This window comes from Bacteroides difficilis, from assembly GCF_048319815.1.
In the GTDB taxonomy this organism is placed as follows: domain Bacteria; phylum Bacteroidota; class Bacteroidia; order Bacteroidales; family Bacteroidaceae; genus Bacteroides; species Bacteroides zhangwenhongii.
This window is the reverse complement of sequence record NZ_CP182814.1, coordinates 1,784,357-1,801,831: the sequence shown is the minus strand read 5'-3', so window position 1 is coordinate 1,801,831 and position 17,475 is coordinate 1,784,357. Positions and strand designations below refer to the sequence as shown.

Genomic DNA, 17,475 nt, shown 5'->3' with positions numbered 1-17,475 from the left:
TTTATTTCTCAACTGCCACTTCCATGCCATTCACCAAACGCGACTGACCGGCAACTACAACTTGAGAATTATCGGGCACACCGGATTTCAACTCGTATTCCGTACCCATACGCCGACCTAACTCTACCTTATTGTAAGATACTTTACCATCTTTATATACAAAGACATAACGGTCGCCGGAACCTGCCTGCTTAACAATGGCCAGATCGGGAACAACCACGTTGTCCGCTGTGCCGAAGTTTAATGTAGCACGGGCAAACATTCCCGGACGCACACGCTGGTCTCTATTATCCAGCTTGATTTCTACCTGGAACGTGCGGGTAGCAGCGTCTATCGTAGGGTAAATCAGACTGATATTTCCGGTGAATACTTCGTCGCCGTATACATCCAGCTTCACATCTACGGGCGCGCCTTTCTTCACTTTGGTAAAGTAGGTTTCGGAAACATTGATAAGAAGTTTCACCGGAGTGATCTGCTCTACAACCAATACCGGGTTTCCACCACTATACATATCGCCGTTATCATAGTTGCGGGCAGTAACCACGCCATTGATGGGGCTTAGCAAAGCGGTATTCTCCAACAGATTCTTATAAGCCGTCTTTTTCACGTCGAGCTGCATCTTCGAAGCATCCCATTCCGATTTAGAAGCGCCACCCACTTTATAAAGTTCGTCGATACGCTTAAATTCGATTTCCTGATTATCCAGTTGCAACTTGGTCTGTTTCAGATTAGCCGCATCCATCTGCACTAATTTCTGGCCTTTGGATACACGGTCGCCCACTTCTACAAAGATCTGGTCGATACGCACGGGAGAGGAAGGGGCTATATTGTTTTTCACTTCCGCTTCTACCGTTGCCGTGTAATCCTGTATCTGATCTACGGGACGGGCTTTTACATCTGCCAGTTTCACAATGGGTTTCTCGTCCGCTTGTGCTGCCACAGCTGCTTTGTCTTTTCCACCTGTACACGAGCCCATGAACGCTGCTAACAGCAAGGCTACTAATTGGATACCTTTTTTCATATTCCTTAGTTGTAATTTTTTAGTTGTCTATCTTTATTCTTTTCCTAACACCTGATCGAGATCTGCCTTAGCAACCAGGTAATCGTATATTGATTGATTGTAGGTGAGTTGTGCCTGCGTCAATGATACTTGAGAGCTGTTCAGTTCGAGCACCGTACCTTTACCTACGTCATAACGTTTCTCGGCAATCACTACCGCTTTCTTAGCCTGCATCACATTTTCCTTATTGCTGACCACTTGCTCTGTGCTCGCACTCATATTGTTACGGCAACTGACAATCTGCATATTCAACTTTCTCTCCGTATCGATGCGGTTCCAATCGAGCTGACGCATTTGTATACGGGCGGATTTTACTTTTGTAAAGTTGCTTGCCTTATACAGAGGTATGCTGATGTTAAACATCAGGTTGGAACTGTTACTCCAACTGTAATCAAAGAAGTTGATGTTCGGATTGTACAAAGATTGATATTTGTAGGAGAAGCTCATTGAAAGGGTCGGTATAAAGTTCGTTTTCAATGACTTAACATTCTTCTCCAATAACTTCATGTTCAAGTCCAACTGCTTCATCGTGGTATTGTTGTCCAAATTCACATCCTCTTCTTTCAGCTGTTCGGCAAACATGGAGGTCTCATAGTTAGTCAGATTGTCATTAATCTTAATCTCTACATCGGCAGTGATACCCATCAAAACTTTGAGCTGCAATTTAGCCAAAGTCACTGCGTTGGCCGCCGATATCAAGTTGGGCTTGATACTCCGCATCTGCACTTCCGCACTAATCTTATCGTATTCGCTCACTGTCCCCTGCTGATATTTGGCATTGACAACATTGTAGTTATCTTCCGCCAGTTTATAGCTTCCTTGAAGTACCTCGTAACTGTCCTGCGCAAGCATCAACTGATAATAAGCCTTGCTCACCTGATTCACCAGATCCAGTTTGGAAGCGCGGGATTTCTCTACCGCAAGTTCAATATCCGTCTTTGTCATCGACATGGCGCGATAAACTCCCGGCACAAATAAAGGCAGGTTTATGTTCAATCCGGCATTGGCGGTATTGGTTCCGTCTTGCCCCATCTTGAAGGACATATCATTCAATTTCATCTCAGCCGCTTTAATGGTATGGTCCACCGACCCGGATATGCTGGCTTCCGGCAACAGATTTTGCCAAGCTTCCTTGCTGGCTACTTTCTTTAAAGCGATCTCTTCTGCAGCCACTTTCATTGTGGGATTTTCATCCAATGCAATTTCGAGGGCTTTGTCTAAAGTTAAGGTCAGTATCTCCTTTGCCCCTTGGGTATTCTGCGCCTTTGCAAAGCCGAACGTGCAGAGTACCGCAACTGCCAGAAGAATCTTCTTTCCTGTCAATTCTTTAATTTTGTTCATAAACTGGTTTCTAATTTAATCTTAATTGTTTGTCAATGGGGTACACCTTACTCTCTCGGTGTTCCAATACGATTTTTACGATATTCTTGTATAAAGTCTTCCAGAACCTTCGCTCCTTTCTCTGTGGAAATGCCACGAATATAGGTGAACATGATGGACTCATACACTTCTATAAAAGGATATTCATTGCAGATATCCGTATTCAAAAGTACATCAAACTGTTCTTTCACTAACATATTGACAATGCCAAAGTTTACGTCCGAACGAAAAATTCCCTGTTCCACACCCGCCTTAAAGAAGGACATCGTTTTCTCCGAGTCGCTGTCCTGACGGTCTCTCATTAAACTGTATACTTTCGGATATTTCTTGATGTCTTCAAAAAAACGCTTGTTCGTCTGATGGAACACTTCAATGCTCTTCTGAAACACTGCCAATATCACTTCCAGTACATTGTGAGACTGTTCATATACTTCCTGCAAATAAGCCTCCCTATCGGACTGTGCCTTCAAAATACATTCCTTCAGCAGCGATTCTTTGTCCGAGAAGACTTCATAAAGAGTACGTTTGGAAATACCCAATGCTGCTGCAATGTCGTCCATTGTTATACTCTTGATACCTTTTGAAGCGAAAGCTTCTGTTGCCGTCACCAGAATCCGTTCTCTTAGCTCTGCCCGTTGGGAAGCGTCTTTTCCATGCTCTGCCATCGTCCGTTTTCAATTTTATTAAAATACAGTTTTCATTTTATATTCGTTTCCAAAGGAAAAACAGAACAAAGATATATAGAAAACTTAATTAACGAATTAAGTTTTCGTCTATTTATAGTCCATTTGAGAATTATTATCATTCAATAGAGCAATATGAAAACAAGTGTTAATTAGGAAATACAGACCAAATGGGGTAGAAAGATAGAAAGTATAAAAACTAGAAGTAAAGTTTTATCGCTATAAAAGGGGAATGCATTTTGACACACTCTCAATAATCAGTATCTCTATTAACGTAAAATAAAAGCTTATTATTAGGGGTTATGGTTTCTGTTGCTCCTTCAACTCCAATAGGTATTTGAATGTGTGTTTTGCTTCCTGACTATCCTCTTTGAGATAGGCTTTCTTTAGTTCAGGAGATTTCTTCAACAATTCAACCATTTTGTTCTTATCCAGAAACTCAATCTTCCCGGTCTCGCCATTAAGTTCATAACAAACCCGCTTTGTCACCAGACTCGAGGCAGCAAGAGCGTCCCCTATATTCCCACCTAACTTGACATCATCTTCCTCCACAAAATTTCCACCGACAACAGATCCTAAAGGCATAGCACAAAAATAGATCTTCTTACCTAACTGAACAGCCGGTGCATACCAAGCTCCAAAACGTAACTTTTTATATCGCAGTTTACGGCAGTTCAGATATAAGTCTCCTTTTTCATCACGCACAGCAAAACAACGCTTTTTCAAACGCCGACACATGGACTCGTCATTTCCGGCCGTTATCCGGTAATCAGCTCCTCCTGTCAATACTATCTGGTTCTTGGAACGTCTCTCTACACGCAACACAGCAACAGTATCACCGTCTTGAGCCAACAGTTCTTTCAAATTAGAATAAATAATATTCTGCGCAATTAACGGGAGGCTAATCACGCTCATCAACAACAATAAGATACATCCTTTCTTCATTGGTCTTCCTCCTTTCCTGTCTAAACGCATTTTTCGAGTGGAAAGTTATACATTTTAGCGGATAAATGCAAGGGAGAAAAAGAAATATTTAAATATACTTTGATTACCTTTGCGAAAAAGTATTGAGTTTATTATGGAAAAATTGGAACAGATCATTGAAACATACCGGCTTACCATTCAAAAAGCTGAACTGGAGTTACGAAATGCTCGGAAACGTATCTATTATATCAGTCTTTTGCGACTCGTTTTATTTGTGGGAGCCACAGCAGGAGCTATCATTTTCTGGCCGGACGGCTGGCTGTATATTTCCATATTTGCTATTTTACCTTTCATTTTATTTATATGGTTGGTCAAACGGCACAATTTCTGGTTTCACCGAAAAGATTTCCTGAAAAAGAAGATTGTTATCAATGAACAGGAGTTGCGCGCTATTCAGTATGATTTCTCCGATTTTGATGGGGGAAAAGAATATATTGATCCGGGACATCTTTATACTTTTGATTTGGATATCTTCGGAGAGCATTCTCTTTTCCAATATATAAATCGTACTTCAACGCCTGTCGGCAAGGAGCACCTGGCAAAGTGGTTCAATGTGCATTTGGAAAATAAGGAGGCTATTGAACAACGGCAGGAGGCTATCCGTGAGTTATCGACAGACCTGGAGTATAGACAACAAATCCGTTTATCAGGGTTGCTTTATAAAGGAAAACCTGCAGATACTTCCGAAATCAAGGAATGGGCAAATAGCCCAAGCTATTATCGGAAGCATAGGCTTTTACGCATGATTCCTGCCGCCGTAAGCGTAACCAATCTGCTGTGCATAAGTCTTACCTGTCTGGATATCCTTCCCGCCAGCATTGCCGGAGGCGTATTTGCTTGCTTTGTAGTATTCAGTTCTGTCTTTTCCAAAGGAATCACTAAATTGCAGGCTACCTATGGCAAAAAGCTACAAATTCTCTCTACGTATGCTGACCAGATTCTTCTTACCGAGAAAAAAGATATGCACAGTCCTGTATTGCAAGAGTTGAAAGCTGAACTTACCAGCCGGAATCAAACGGCTTCTCGGGCAGTACGCCGACTCTCCAAGCTAATGAATGCACTAGACCAGCGGAATAATCTGTTAATTAGTATGCTTCTCAATGGACTTATATTTTGGGAATTACGCCAGGTTATGAAAATTGAACAATGGAAGGAGGTACACGCTTCGGATCTACCCCGCTGGATAGAGACTGTCGGAGAAATCGACGCCTATTGCTCTCTGGCAACATTTGCCTATAACCATCCGGAGTATATCTATCCTAAAATCAACTCGCATTCTTTCCATATGCAAGCGAAAGCATTGGGACATCCTCTGATGGATCGTAACAAATGTGTGCGTAACGGAATAGACATCGACAAACGGCCTTTCTTTATTATTATCACTGGAGCTAATATGGCTGGCAAAAGTACGTATCTACGCACTGTAGGCGTGAATTATCTTTTAGCATGTATGGGTGCGCCTGTCTGGGCGGATGAAATGGAAATATACCCGGCACGCCTTGTCACCAGTCTGCGTACCAGCGACTCATTGACCGATAACGAATCTTATTTCTTCGCTGAACTTAAACGACTAAAATTAATCATCGATAAATTGGAAGCTGGGGAAGAACTCTTTATTATCCTTGATGAAATCCTGAAAGGTACAAATTCTATGGATAAACAGAAGGGGTCTTTTGCCCTTATCAAACAATTCATGAGTATGAATGCTAACGGTATCATCGCCACTCATGATCTCCTTTTAGGTACTTTAATAGAAGCCTTTCCGGAAAATATCCGGAATTATTGCTTTGAAGCAGATATCACAAATAATGAGCTTACCTTCTCTTATCGGATGAGGAACGGGGTTGCCCAAAATATGAATGCATGTTTCTTAATGAAGAAAATGGGGATTGCCGTTATTGACGACTAATCCCCATCCCACAACATATAAAAATCAAAGTTTTCTTTTTATGCGATTGCTAACTCAAATAAGTGTGCCTATACCTTAAATCTTGCTTTTGGAAAGAAATGCAACAACAGCAGACGCACTTTCATTGGTGTAGTACTGTACCGATGTTATAGGTTGATAATTATAAGGTACAAATTGGAATAGCTGTACCGCTGCAAACTTTTTGTCCTCAGAAAGTATAATATCCATTCGTATGTTACCATTAGACTCACTCTTTATTGCAGAATCTGCAGAAAAAGAACCGGAATTCACTATGTTCACCAACGAATCCATATGTTTTAGGTCAAAGAATACACTATGTTCTTTTGCAACACTGCCTGTCGGTAAATAAACCACCTCTTTTGATTTCCAGAATAGCCGGAAAATGCCCATAAGAAACAGCCCTGTTCCTAGAACCATTAAAGCCATACTGACTGTCGAAGATTTGTCTTCCAGTCCGAAGGTGGAAGCAAATGCTATAACACCGACCACCAACATAATGGAGGATATTAATACACCTGAAAAACTAGTACGTTTTGCGATATCGGGATGTGAAGATGCAAATATAGTAGCATCAATAGCTTGAGTAGTTGCCATAATATTTAAAGTTTAATTTATTAGTAAAAATATAAAGGTGATAGGATGACCGGTAGATAATAAGTTATACCGGTAATCTTAAAAGAAATAATACCAATAAATAAACTGCTAAATAATAATACGCCTTAAAGCAAATACATAGTACTCGCTGGACGGTTGACAATAATAGGATATCGTAGTATTATAAATCTTTCCCAAATGCTGGGAGAGAGAATTTTCATAGTCTGCACAGCACTGTAACAGATTCTTTAGAGTAGAGAAATATTCGCCAAGTTGTACACGCTGGACACGAGTTACCGAAGTCTGATAACTTTGCAAATTATTTAATTCAGCCACAGGCGAACAAGGAAACTCCGGTTCACTGATCTGCTCATGCTGATTCATCGAATATGTTACGGCATACTTTCCCTGTTCCACTGCTTTTCCAGTGAAAACATTGCCTGCTACCCCGTGAAGGGTAACCGTCAACAACAGAAACAATATAACCTTTACAAATTTTGCCATAATCTCGTACAAATATAACAGATTCTATCCAGGTAAGGTTCATTGAAGAAATCTTTTAATTTATCTTAGGATTAGTAACAGGATCATAACAAAAAAGGCTACCCCGTTGCCGGAATAGCCTTTATATTCGATATGAACAATCGTTGAATTATTCTGCAGACTCTGCTTTAGGTTCTTCAGCCTTAGGAGCTTCAGTTGCAGGAGCTTCAACAGCAGCAGGTGCTGCAGCCTCTGCACTCTTCTTAGAACGACGAGTACGAGTAGCTTTCTTAGCAACTTTTTCCTTAGCCATGTTTTCATTGTAGTCAACTAACTCAATGAAGCACATTTCAGCGTTGTCACCCAAACGGTTACCAGTCTTGATAATACGAGTATAACCACCCGGACGATCAGCAATCTTAACAGAGATTTCTTTGAACAACTCTGTTACTGCAATCTTATCTTGCAAGTTGCTAAATACAACACGACGAGAGTTCGTAGTATCTTCTTTAGACTTAGTAATCAAAGGCTCAACAAACTTTTTCAAAGCTTTTGCCTTTGCAACAGTCGTAGTGATTCTTTTGTGCTTGATCAAAGAGCAAGCCATGTTAGATAACATAGCGCTTCTATGAGAAGCAGTACGACCTAAATGATTGAATTTTTTATTATGTCTCATTTTTTATTCTTTATCTAATTTATATTTAGAAATATCGGTTCCAAACGACAGATTCAGACTTTCCAGCAAATCATCAAGCTCGGTAAGCGATTTCTTTCCGAAGTTTCTGAATTTCAACAGGTCAGTTTTGTTGAACTGTACCAAGTCGCCGAGAGTTTCTACGTCAGCAGCCTTCAAGCAGTTGAGGGCACGAACTGACAAGTCCATATCAACGAGTTTAGTTTTCAACAATTGACGCATATGCAATACTTCTTCATCAAACTCTTCATTGCCGTCAGTATCATTACTTTCAAGCGTGATCTTCTCATCTGAGAATAACATGAAGTGATAAATCAGAATCTTTGCAGCCTCTTTCAGCGCTTCTTTCGGATGTATAGAACCGTCGGTACTAATTTCAAGTACCAGCTTTTCGTAGTCAGTCTTCTGTTCTACACGGAAGTTTTCTACAGCATACTTGACATTACGTATCGGTGTATAAATAGAGTCGATTGGAATTACATTAACATCCGTACAGTACTCGCGATTTTCATCAGCAGGCACATAACCACGTCCTTTGTTAATTGTAATATCAATCTGCATAGTTGACTTAGAATCTAAATGACAAATAACTAATTCCGGATTTAACACTTCAAATCCAGTCAAATACTTACCTATGTCACCTGCTTTAAATTCACTGGAATTCTCGACAGTGATGCTCACTTTTTCGCTCTCGAACTCTTCAACTACTTGCTTGAATCTCACTTGTTTCAGATTCAAGATAATGTTGGTAACATCCTCTTTTACTCCAGGTACACTAGAAAATTCATGCTCCACACCATCGATTCTGATAGTTGTGATAGCAAAACCCTCTAATGAAGAGAGAAGGATACGGCGTAACGCATTACCTACAGTAATACCAAAACCGGGTTCCAACGGACGAAATTCGAATTTACCGAATCTGGAGTCCGCCTCCAACATTAATACTTTATCAGGTTTTTGAAATGCTAATATCGCCATGAAATTAATTATTATTTAGAATACAATTCAACGATCAAATGTTCTTTAATGTTCTCAGGAATGTCTGCTCTCTCAGGTATGTGCAACATTTTACCAACCTTTGAAGCTTCATCCCATTCCAACCAAGCATATTTGCTATGATTGAAACCAGCGAGAGAATTAGCAATTACTTCCAAAGATTTAGATCTTTCACGAACACCAATCAATTGTCCTGGTTTTACTGCGTATGAAGGAATGTTTACTACTTCACCATCTACAGTAATATGTTTGTGACCAACCAACTGACGAGCAGCAGCACGTGTAGGAGCAATACCCAAACGGAATACTACGTTGTCAAGACGGCCTTCCAGCAATTGAAGGAGTACCTCACCGGTAATACCTTTCGCAGTAGCTGCCTTTTCAAACAAATTGCGGAATTGTTTTTCTAAAACTCCATAGGTGTATTTAGCTTTCTGCTTTTCACGAAGTTGCACACCATATTCGGAAGTTTTTCTTTTTCTTGAATTTCCATGTTGTCCGGGAGGATAATTCTTCTTTGACAAAACTTTATCAGCTCCAAAGATTCCTTCACCGAATTTACGGGCGATTCTTGATTTTGGTCCAGTATATCTAGCCATTTCTTTTAAATATTTAATTGTTTATTCATGAACTTAATTTGTTGCAGCCGCGATTACAGAGAGAAATTAAATGTAATCCAAAAACAAAATCAAGATCATTGTGTAAGTTAAAGGTAAATTAAACTCTACGTCTTTTCGGAGGACGACAACCATTATGTGGAAGCGGAGTCACGTCAATGATTTCAGTAACTTCGATACCAGCACCGTGGATAGTTCTAATAGCAGACTCACGTCCGTTACCTGGACCCTTCACATATGCTTTTACCTTTCTTAGGCCAAGATCGAATGCAATTTTAGCACAATCCTGGGCAGCCATCTGCGCTGCATAAGGAGTGTTCTTTTTAGAACCTCTAAATCCCATTTTACCAGCAGATGACCAAGAGATAATCTGCCCTTCACTATTTGCAAGAGAAACAATAATATTGTTGAAAGATGAATGAACATGCAACTGTCCATTAGCGTCTACTTTCACATTTCTCTTTTTAGCTGCAACTGTTTTTTTTGCCATATCAACAATTATTATTTAGTAGCTTTTTTCTTATTAGCAACGGTTTTCTTTCTACCCTTACGAGTACGTGCATTGTTCTTTGTGCTCTGACCTCTTACAGGCAGACCAATACGGTGACGTACACCACGATAGCAACCAATATCCATTAATCGCTTAATGTTCAATTGGATTTCAGAACGAAGATCACCTTCTACTTTATACTCTGCACCGATAATCTCACGAATCTTAGCAGCCTGATCATCTGTCCAGTCTTTAACCTTCAGATCTTTATCTACACCAGCTTTATCTAAAATTTTTGCTGAACTACTGCGACCTATTCCATATACATAGGTCAACGCAATTTCACCTCTTTTGTTCTGAGGCAAATCTACACCAACTATTCTTATAGCCATATACTAAATTATTTTTTTTGCAAAAATAACAAATTATCCTTGACGTTGTTTATACTTAGGATTTTTCTTGTTAATAACATACAAACGGCCATTACGTCTAACGATCTTACATTCTGGCGTGCGTTTCTTTAATGATGCTCTTACTTTCATATCTTATTTTATTTATATCTAAACACAATTCTTCCTTTCGATAAGTCGTAAGGAGACATTTCGACTCTCACTTTATCTCCCGGCAGGATCTTGATGTAATGCATCCGCATCTTACCTGAAATATGTGCAGTAATCTCATGTCCGTTTTCTAATTCAACACGAAACATTGCATTAGACAATGCTTCAACTATAACTCCATCTTGTTCTATTGCAGATTGCTTTGCCATATTATATTGCTTTATCTCCTAAAACTTCTTCTATGAATTTGAATGAAGACAAAATATCAGCTTCACCAGCTCCAACAGCTACCGTATGTTCAAAATGTGCAGCACATTTACGATCTCTGGTCCTCACAGTCCATCCGTCACGTTCCATAATCACTTGTCGATCTCCCAATGTTATCATCGGCTCTATCGCTATGCAAAGGCCTCTTTTCATCAAAGGTCCATATCCTCTTTTACCATAATTAGGCACTTGAGGATCTTCGTGCATCTCTTTACCGATGCCATGACCTACAAACTCACGCACCACACCATAAGAGTGAGACTCACAATATTGCTGAATAGCATACCCGATGTCTCCGATTCTCTTGCCTTGCACTGCGTTTTGAATACCGATATATAACGCTTCTTTAGTAACCTTCAACAAATTACGAACTTCCTCGTCCACCTCTCCTACACAAAAAGTATAAGCAGAATCACCACAGAAACCATTCATATAAGTTCCACAATCCACAGATACGATATCACCATCTTTCAGAACAATATCATTCGGAATTCCATGTACTACCTGATCATTTACAGAAGTACAAAGGGATGCGGGAAACGGTTCTCCATATTGATTCGGAAATCCTTTGAAAGTTGGAATCGCTCCATGATCTCTAATGAACTCTTCGGCAACTTTATCCAACTTACGTGTAGTCACACCAGGCTTCACCAGTTTGGCAACCTCAGCAAGAGTCTTGCCAACAAGCAGGTTGCTCTGACGGAGCAATTCTATTTCATCTTCTGTTTTAAGAAATATCATTTCTAATCTAAAGAATTAATATGCCGCTACACCAGCGCGCCCTTTGATACGACCGGATTTCAACAGACCGTCATAATGTCTCATCAACAAATGACTTTCAACCTGTTGCAGCGTATCTAGAACTACACCTACAAGAATTAACAAAGATGTACCGCCGAAGAATTGAGCGAATCCGGCTTGCACTCCGAATATACCGGCAAAAGCAGGCATAATGGCAACCAAAGCCAAGAAGAAAGAACCCGGCAAAGTGATACGTGACATAATATCATCGATATACTCTGCTGTCTGCTTTCCCGGTTTGATACCAGGAATGAAACCATTATTTCTCTTCATATCCTCAGCCATCTGAGTCGGATTGATTGTAATTGCAGTATAGAAATATGTAAATAATATAATCATTACCGCAAAGACAAAGTTATACCAGAAACTTGTATGATCTGTAAACGCATGCAAGAAACCGCCTGCATCATTTACATTTGAGAAACCGATAAATGTAATAGGTATAAACATGATTGCCTGAGCAAAGATGATAGGCATTACACCGGCAGCATTCACTTTCAAAGGAATGTACTGTCTAGCGCCACCATATTGCTTGTTACCTACAATTCTTTTTGCATACTGTACAGGAATCTTTCTTGTACCCTGCACCAAAAGAATAGCGGCACCAATCACTAATAACAAGAATACAATTTCAATTATAAACATGATCAAACCACCACTCTTATTTGCTACTCTGGATACAACTTCTTGCAACAAAGCATCAGGGAAACGAGCGATAATACCAATCAAGATGATAAATGAAATACCATTACCAATACCTTTATCAGTAATTCTTTCACCAAGCCACAAAATAAACATACTACCAGCTGCCAAAATAATGGTAGAGGTAATCATAAACAGAGTCCAATCTAATGAAGCATTCAAGGAAGGACCAGCCTGCATTTTAAGATTGAGCAAATAAGAAGGGGCCTGAACTAACAATATAGCAATCGTCAGATAACGAGTATATTGATTCATTTTTCTTCTGCCGCTCTCACCTTCGCGCTGTAATTTCTGGAAATACGGCACAGCGATTCCCAACAACTGGATCACGATAGATGCAGAGATATAAGGCATAATTCCTAATGCAAAAATAGAGGCATTAGAAAATGCTCCTCCAGAGAACATATTTAACAAGGCTAAAAGGCCTTCACTTGTTTGTTCGTGCAATTTTGCCAACATCGCCGGATTGATACCCGGTAATACGACGTATGACCCAAAACGGTAAATTGCCACAAACAATATGGTGATGAGGATCCGCTGTCTCAGATCCTCAATCTTCCATATATTCTTTAATGTTTCAATAGCTTTTCTCATTGAATCAGAGTTTTACTACAGTTCCACCAGCAGCCTCGATAGCAGCAGTTGCAGTCTTAGAGAATGCATGAGCTTCTACTTCCAGCTTGTTAGTCAGAGTTCCGTTACCCAATACTTTTACTAACTGATTTGAAGAAATAAATCCTGCTTCGATAAAGTCGTTTATACCAACTTTTACCAAACTCTTAGCTTCAGCGAGTTTTTGGATAGTATCCAAGTTGATAGCTTTATATTCTACACGATTGATATTCTTAAAACCAAATTTAGGAACTCGACGTTGAAGAGGCATCTGACCACCTTCAAAACCGATTTTCTTAGAGTATCCAGATCTTGATTTAGCTCCTTTATGACCTCTTGTAGAAGTACCGCCTAATCCAGAACCAGCACCACGTCCAATTCTTTTTCTTGTCTTAGTAGATCCCTCTGCAGGTTTTAAATTACTTAAGTTCATATTGTAATTTCGTTTTATTATTCAACAAATAATTACTTAACAATGGCAACCAAGTGTTTTACTTTATCTACCATTCCAAGAATTGAAGGAGTGCTTTCGTGTTCAACCACGCGGTTCAGCTTACGAAGTCCCAGTGCATCAAGAGTTCTCTTCTGATCAGCCGGAGCACCAATTCTACTTTTAACTTGTTTAATCTTTATAGTTGACATATCTCCTCCTTATCCTCTAAATACTTTTTCAACACTAATACCTCTGTTCTGAGCAACCATTCTTGCATCACGCATCTCACTCAAAGCTTCAATTGTAGCTTTAACAAGGTTGTGCGGATTTGAAGAACCCTTAGATTTAGCCAAAACGTCAGTAACACCAACACTTTCCAATACAGCACGCATAGCACCACCAGCTACAACACCTGTTCCGTGAGATGCAGGCTTGATGAATACTTCAGCACCACCAAATCTAGCTGATTGTTCGTGAGGAACAGTACCCTTTAAAATAGGTACCCTTACCAGGTTCTTTTTAGCTGACTCAACACCTTTAGCGATAGCAGCTGTTACTTCACCTGCTTTACCAAGTCCCCAACCAATGATACCTTCTTCGTTACCTACAACAACGATTGCAGAGAAACTAAAAGTTCTACCACCTTTGGTAACTTTAGTAACACGATTGATAGCAACCAATCTATCTTTCAGTTCTATATCGTTAGTAATCTTAACTCTATTATTAACTCCTGCCATAATGATTAAAATTTAAGTCCACCGTTACGAGCAGCATCAGCTACTTCTTTTACTCTCCCATGATACAAGTAACCATTACGGTCGAAAACTACAGTAGTTATACCTGCTTCCTGAGCCTTTTTAGCAATCATTTCACCCACTTTAGCAGCTTGTTCTTTTTTAGCGACTTTCTCAGTCAAACCTAAAGAAGAAGCGGCAGCCAGAGTTTTGCCAGAAAGATCATCGATAATCTGGACATAAATTTGCTTGTTACTTCTAAATACACTCATACGCGGACATTCAGTAGTACCTGAAATTTTGTTGCGTACTCTATATTTGATCTTAATTCGTCTTTCTATTTTTGTTGTCATAATAATCTAATTTTATATGATTTACTTAGCACCGGCTGATTTACCAGACTTTCTACGAATTACTTCGCCAACAAACTTAATACCTTTACCCTTGTATGGTTCAGGCTTACGGAAAGAACGTATTTTAGAGCAAACTTGACCAAGCAACTGTTTGTCACACGATTCCAATATGATAAGAGGATTCTTATTTCTTTCAGACTTAGTTTCAACTTTCACCTCAGCAGGCAATTGAATGAAAATATTGTGTGTATAACCTAAAGCCAGTTCAATGATGTTACCTTGGTTAGAAGCACGATAACCTACACCAACAAGTTCCAACTCTTTCTTATATCCTTCAGATACGCCCACAACCATGTTATGAACCAATGAACGATACAAGCCGTGGAAAGCATGTTTCTGCTTCGGATTATCAAGCATTTCCTTATCGTTTTCTGTTAAAGTTACGTGTCCGTCTTCAATCGCAACATTGATAGCAGGATTCACATATTGGCTCATTTCGCCTTTGGGTCCCTTTACGGTAACCACATTATCCTTCAGAGTGACTGTCACTCCAGCAGGGATACTAATGGGTAATTTTCCTATTCTTGACATTCTAATTCCTCCTAATTAATATACATAACACAAGACTTCACCACCGATCTTCAGTTCTGCAGCCTCTTTGTTAGTCATTACACCTTTGGAAGTAGATATTATAGCAATACCCAACCCATTAATAACACGCGGCATATCTTTGTAACCGGTATACTTACGCATACCTGGAGAAGATATTCTTTCTAACTTCTTGATTGCGTTAACTTTGTTAACAGAATCATACTTCAAGGCAACTTTAATAGTTCCTTGAGGACCATCTTCTACAAACTTATAATTAAGAATGTAGCCTTTCTCAAAAAGAATCTTAGTGATTTCTTTTTTCAAATTCGAAGCGGGAACTTCAACAACTCTGTGCTTTGCACCAATCGCGTTCCGCAACCTCGTCAAATAATCTGCTATTGGATCAGTCATATAAAAAATAAATTAAATTAATCAGGACTACCCTGACAATATTTAAACAATAATTACCAGCTTGCTTTTTTTACGCCTGGTATCAGTCCGTTAGACGCCATCTCACGGAATTGAATTCTCGAAATTCCGAATTGACGAATATAACCTTTAGGACGTCCAGTCAGTTTGCAACGGTTGTGCATACGAATCGGGTTAGAATTCTTTGGCAACTCTTGCAATTTCTGTGCAGCTTCAAAAGCATCAGCAGGATCACCTGTTCTTACGATTTGCTTCAAAGCAGCTCTTTTTTCGGCGTATTTGGCTACTAATTTAGCACGTTTAACTTCACGTGCTTTCATTGATTCCTTTGCCATATCTATTAGTCTTTTTTAGCGTTTTTAAAAGGTAAACCGAATTCCTTCAGCAATGCATAACCTTCTTCATCTGTTTCCGCAGAGGTTACAAAGGTAATATTCATTCCGAGAATTCTTGTAATACTATCGATATTTATTTCAGGGAAAATGATTTGTTCCTGAATACCAAGGGTATAGTTACCTTTACCATCAAACTTACTTTCGATACCTTTGAAGTCACGAATACGAGGAAGAGCTACACGAACCAATTTTTCAAGGAATTCGTACATTCTTTCACGACGTAAAGTCACCATAACACCAATCGGCATTTTTTTACGCAACTTAAAGTTCGCGATATCTTTACGAGAAATGGTAGCTACCGCCTTTTGACCTGTGATAGCTGTCATTTCATTGATTGCAACTTCAATAATCTTCTTGTCAGCAACAGCCATACCTAAACCCTGATTGATAACAATCTTCTTAAGTACGGGTATCTGCATTGTAGAAGAATACTGGAACTGTGATTTCAATGCAGGTGCTATACGCTCTGCATATTCTTTCTTAAGACTAGCAGTATTACTCATTACTTAATCTCCTCTCCTGATTTTTTAGAATAACGCACTACAGTTCTTTTACCTTCCAAAGAACTTACTTTTCTCCCAATACGCGTTGCTTTACCAGTTTTTGGATCAACCGGGTTCAAGTTTGAAATGTGGATAGAAGCTTCTTGCTTCACAATACCACCCTGCGGATTCTTAGCATTCGGCTTTGTGCTTTTAGATACCATATTGATACCTTCTACAAATGCACGTCCTTCTTTAACAAGAACCTTCAATACACGACCAGTTTTGCCCTTATCTTCACCAGCATTTACGTAAACTGTATCGCCTTTTTTAATATGTAATTTACTCATTACTTAAATCTTTTACAAAATTAAAGTACCTCAGGCGCAAGTGACACAACTTTCATGTTTGTAGCACGAAGTTCTCTTGCTACAGGACCGAAAATACGACTTCCTCTAATTTCACCTGCATTATTCAACAACACGCAAGCATTATCATCAAAACGTATATAAGAACCATCAGGACGACGGATTTCTTTCTTCGTACGTACAATCAAAGCCTTTGATACTGCACCTTTTTTAACATCACTAGAAGGGATAACGCTTTTCACTGAAACAACAATGACATCCCCCACTGAAGCATAACGACGACCTGTGCCACCCAAAACGCGGATACACAAAGCCTCTTTCGCTCCACTGTTATCACATACTGTAAGTCTGGATTCTACTTGTATCATAATTACTTAGCTCTTTCAATTATTTCTACTAATCTCCATCTTTTAGTCTTGCTCAAAGGACGAGTTTCCATGATGCTTACAGTATCACCGATATTGCATTCATTCTTTTCATCGTGAGCATGGTACTTCTTCGTTTTACTAACGAACTTACCATATATAGGGTGTTTTTCCTTAAATTTGGCAGCAACTGTGATAGTCTTATCCATCTTATTGCTCAACACAACCCCTGTTCTTTCTTTTCTTAAATTTCTTGCTTCCATCAAGCTGATCATTTATTGTTAAGTTCTCTTTGGCGTAACTCAGTTTTCATACGCGCAATAGTCCTGCGTAATTGTTTGATTTGAGCAGGATTTTCCAAAGGAGAAATAGAATGATTGATAACCATCTGGTCATAATTAGCTGTTTCTGCCTCTACTCTTTCTACTAAATCATTAGTAGTCATTTCTTTAATTTCTGCAATTTTCATAAC

Annotated in this window: 28 protein-coding genes; 1 reads left to right on the top strand and 27 read right to left on the bottom strand. The window is 39.4% G+C overall.

The window, feature by feature from the left end; genetic code table 11:
- Position 1: 1 nt before the first annotated feature.
- From ACNOGP_RS06645 to ACNOGP_RS06630, 4 genes are all read right to left on the bottom strand, one after another.
- A complete protein-coding gene (locus tag ACNOGP_RS06645; protein WP_007761911.1) occupies positions 2–1,021 on the bottom strand; it encodes an efflux RND transporter periplasmic adaptor subunit in 1,020 nt (339 codons plus the stop codon).
- Between the two features lie 33 nt (positions 1,022–1,054).
- Positions 1,055–2,401, bottom strand: coding sequence for a TolC family protein (locus ACNOGP_RS06640; protein WP_007761914.1), 1,347 nt, complete (start codon positions 2,399–2,401; stop codon positions 1,055–1,057).
- 47 nt (positions 2,402–2,448) lie between these two features.
- Positions 2,449–3,105 (bottom strand): TetR/AcrR family transcriptional regulator, encoded by a 657-nt coding sequence (locus ACNOGP_RS06635; RefSeq protein ID WP_007747978.1) that lies wholly within the window; start codon positions 3,103–3,105, stop codon positions 2,449–2,451.
- Positions 3,106–3,423: 318 nt separating this feature from the next.
- Positions 3,424–4,068 (bottom strand): DUF6563 family protein, encoded by a 645-nt coding sequence (locus tag ACNOGP_RS06630; RefSeq protein WP_418214372.1) that lies wholly within the window; start codon positions 4,066–4,068, stop codon positions 3,424–3,426.
- A gap of 133 nt (positions 4,069–4,201) precedes the next feature.
- Here ACNOGP_RS06630 and ACNOGP_RS06625 point away from each other — a divergent pair, with 133 nt between their 5' ends.
- Positions 4,202–6,016, top strand: a complete 1,815-nt coding sequence (locus ACNOGP_RS06625; protein ID WP_418214371.1) for a MutS-related protein — start codon at positions 4,202–4,204, stop codon at positions 6,014–6,016.
- Positions 6,017–6,091: 75 nt separating this feature from the next.
- On the opposite strand, the gene ACNOGP_RS06620 is transcribed toward ACNOGP_RS06625, so the two are convergent.
- From ACNOGP_RS06620 to rpmC, 23 genes are all read right to left on the bottom strand, one after another.
- Positions 6,092–6,631 carry a hypothetical protein gene (locus tag ACNOGP_RS06620; RefSeq protein WP_007761922.1) on the bottom strand — a complete coding sequence of 180 codons (540 nt, stop codon included), beginning with the start codon at positions 6,629–6,631 and terminating at the stop codon, positions 6,092–6,094.
- Positions 6,632–6,739: 108 nt separating this feature from the next.
- A complete protein-coding gene (locus tag ACNOGP_RS06615) occupies positions 6,740–7,135 on the bottom strand; it encodes a hypothetical protein (protein ID WP_418214370.1) in 396 nt (131 codons plus the stop codon).
- Positions 7,136–7,283: 148 nt separating this feature from the next.
- Positions 7,284–7,790 (bottom strand): 50S ribosomal protein L17, encoded by a 507-nt coding sequence (gene rplQ, locus ACNOGP_RS06610; protein ID WP_007761926.1) that lies wholly within the window; start codon positions 7,788–7,790, stop codon positions 7,284–7,286.
- A 3-nt stretch (positions 7,791–7,793) separates the two neighbouring features.
- On the bottom strand, positions 7,794–8,786 hold the full coding sequence (locus tag ACNOGP_RS06605; RefSeq protein ID WP_004296325.1) for a DNA-directed RNA polymerase subunit alpha: 993 nt from the start codon (positions 8,784–8,786) through the stop codon (positions 7,794–7,796).
- Between the two features lie 11 nt (positions 8,787–8,797).
- Entirely contained in the window at positions 8,798–9,403 is a 606-nt protein-coding gene (rpsD, locus tag ACNOGP_RS06600) for a 30S ribosomal protein S4 (RefSeq protein WP_005675444.1), read from the bottom strand.
- Positions 9,404–9,521: 118 nt separating this feature from the next.
- Positions 9,522–9,911, bottom strand: a complete 390-nt coding sequence (rpsK, locus tag ACNOGP_RS06595) for a 30S ribosomal protein S11 (RefSeq protein ID WP_004296327.1) — start codon at positions 9,909–9,911, stop codon at positions 9,522–9,524.
- 11 nt (positions 9,912–9,922) lie between these two features.
- Positions 9,923–10,303, bottom strand: coding sequence for a 30S ribosomal protein S13 (gene rpsM / locus ACNOGP_RS06590; RefSeq protein WP_004296328.1), 381 nt, complete (start codon positions 10,301–10,303; stop codon positions 9,923–9,925).
- 33 nt (positions 10,304–10,336) lie between these two features.
- The gene (gene ykgO, locus ACNOGP_RS06585; RefSeq protein ID WP_002558051.1) at positions 10,337–10,453 is read right to left on the bottom strand and encodes a type B 50S ribosomal protein L36; all 117 of its coding nucleotides are present in this window, start codon (positions 10,451–10,453) and stop codon (positions 10,337–10,339) included.
- Between the two features lie 8 nt (positions 10,454–10,461).
- Positions 10,462–10,680, bottom strand: a complete 219-nt coding sequence (gene infA / locus ACNOGP_RS06580) for a translation initiation factor IF-1 (protein ID WP_002558052.1) — start codon at positions 10,678–10,680, stop codon at positions 10,462–10,464.
- A 1-nt stretch (position 10,681) separates the two neighbouring features.
- The gene (gene map, locus ACNOGP_RS06575; protein WP_418214369.1) at positions 10,682–11,479 is read right to left on the bottom strand and encodes a type I methionyl aminopeptidase; all 798 of its coding nucleotides are present in this window, start codon (positions 11,477–11,479) and stop codon (positions 10,682–10,684) included.
- A gap of 15 nt (positions 11,480–11,494) precedes the next feature.
- Positions 11,495–12,835 (bottom strand): preprotein translocase subunit SecY, encoded by a 1,341-nt coding sequence (gene secY, locus ACNOGP_RS06570; protein ID WP_007761929.1) that lies wholly within the window; start codon positions 12,833–12,835, stop codon positions 11,495–11,497.
- A 4-nt stretch (positions 12,836–12,839) separates the two neighbouring features.
- The gene (rplO, locus tag ACNOGP_RS06565) at positions 12,840–13,286 is read right to left on the bottom strand and encodes a 50S ribosomal protein L15 (RefSeq protein WP_007761937.1); all 447 of its coding nucleotides are present in this window, start codon (positions 13,284–13,286) and stop codon (positions 12,840–12,842) included.
- 32 nt (positions 13,287–13,318) lie between these two features.
- Positions 13,319–13,495, bottom strand: a complete 177-nt coding sequence (gene rpmD / locus ACNOGP_RS06560; protein WP_004296332.1) for a 50S ribosomal protein L30 — start codon at positions 13,493–13,495, stop codon at positions 13,319–13,321.
- A gap of 9 nt (positions 13,496–13,504) precedes the next feature.
- Positions 13,505–14,023, bottom strand: coding sequence for a 30S ribosomal protein S5 (gene rpsE, locus ACNOGP_RS06555; RefSeq protein WP_007747952.1), 519 nt, complete (start codon positions 14,021–14,023; stop codon positions 13,505–13,507).
- 5 nt (positions 14,024–14,028) lie between these two features.
- Positions 14,029–14,373, bottom strand: coding sequence for a 50S ribosomal protein L18 (gene rplR / locus ACNOGP_RS06550; protein ID WP_007747951.1), 345 nt, complete (start codon positions 14,371–14,373; stop codon positions 14,029–14,031).
- Between the two features lie 21 nt (positions 14,374–14,394).
- Positions 14,395–14,964: a 50S ribosomal protein L6 gene (gene rplF, locus ACNOGP_RS06545; protein ID WP_004296335.1), complete on the bottom strand. Its 570-nt coding sequence runs from the start codon at positions 14,962–14,964 to the stop codon at positions 14,395–14,397.
- 15 nt (positions 14,965–14,979) lie between these two features.
- Positions 14,980–15,375 carry a 30S ribosomal protein S8 gene (gene rpsH, locus ACNOGP_RS06540; protein ID WP_004296336.1) on the bottom strand — a complete coding sequence of 132 codons (396 nt, stop codon included), beginning with the start codon at positions 15,373–15,375 and terminating at the stop codon, positions 14,980–14,982.
- Positions 15,376–15,428: 53 nt separating this feature from the next.
- A complete protein-coding gene (gene rpsN / locus ACNOGP_RS06535) occupies positions 15,429–15,728 on the bottom strand; it encodes a 30S ribosomal protein S14 (RefSeq protein WP_004310885.1) in 300 nt (99 codons plus the stop codon).
- Positions 15,729–15,733: 5 nt separating this feature from the next.
- Positions 15,734–16,291: a 50S ribosomal protein L5 gene (gene rplE / locus ACNOGP_RS06530; RefSeq protein WP_004310886.1), complete on the bottom strand. Its 558-nt coding sequence runs from the start codon at positions 16,289–16,291 to the stop codon at positions 15,734–15,736.
- Complete coding sequence (gene rplX / locus ACNOGP_RS06525) at positions 16,291–16,620, bottom strand: 50S ribosomal protein L24 (protein ID WP_007747948.1); 330 nt, start codon at positions 16,618–16,620, stop codon at positions 16,291–16,293. Before rplX ends, rplE begins: the two co-directional genes overlap by 1 nt.
- 20 nt (positions 16,621–16,640) lie before the next feature.
- Entirely contained in the window at positions 16,641–17,006 is a 366-nt protein-coding gene (rplN, locus tag ACNOGP_RS06520; protein ID WP_004296340.1) for a 50S ribosomal protein L14, read from the bottom strand.
- A gap of 2 nt (positions 17,007–17,008) precedes the next feature.
- Entirely contained in the window at positions 17,009–17,278 is a 270-nt protein-coding gene (gene rpsQ / locus ACNOGP_RS06515) for a 30S ribosomal protein S17 (protein ID WP_004296341.1), read from the bottom strand.
- Positions 17,275–17,472, bottom strand: a complete 198-nt coding sequence (gene rpmC / locus ACNOGP_RS06510; RefSeq protein ID WP_007747942.1) for a 50S ribosomal protein L29 — start codon at positions 17,470–17,472, stop codon at positions 17,275–17,277. The genes rpsQ and rpmC overlap by 4 nt, the downstream gene beginning before the upstream one ends.
- Between the last annotated feature and the right edge of the window lie 3 nt (positions 17,473–17,475).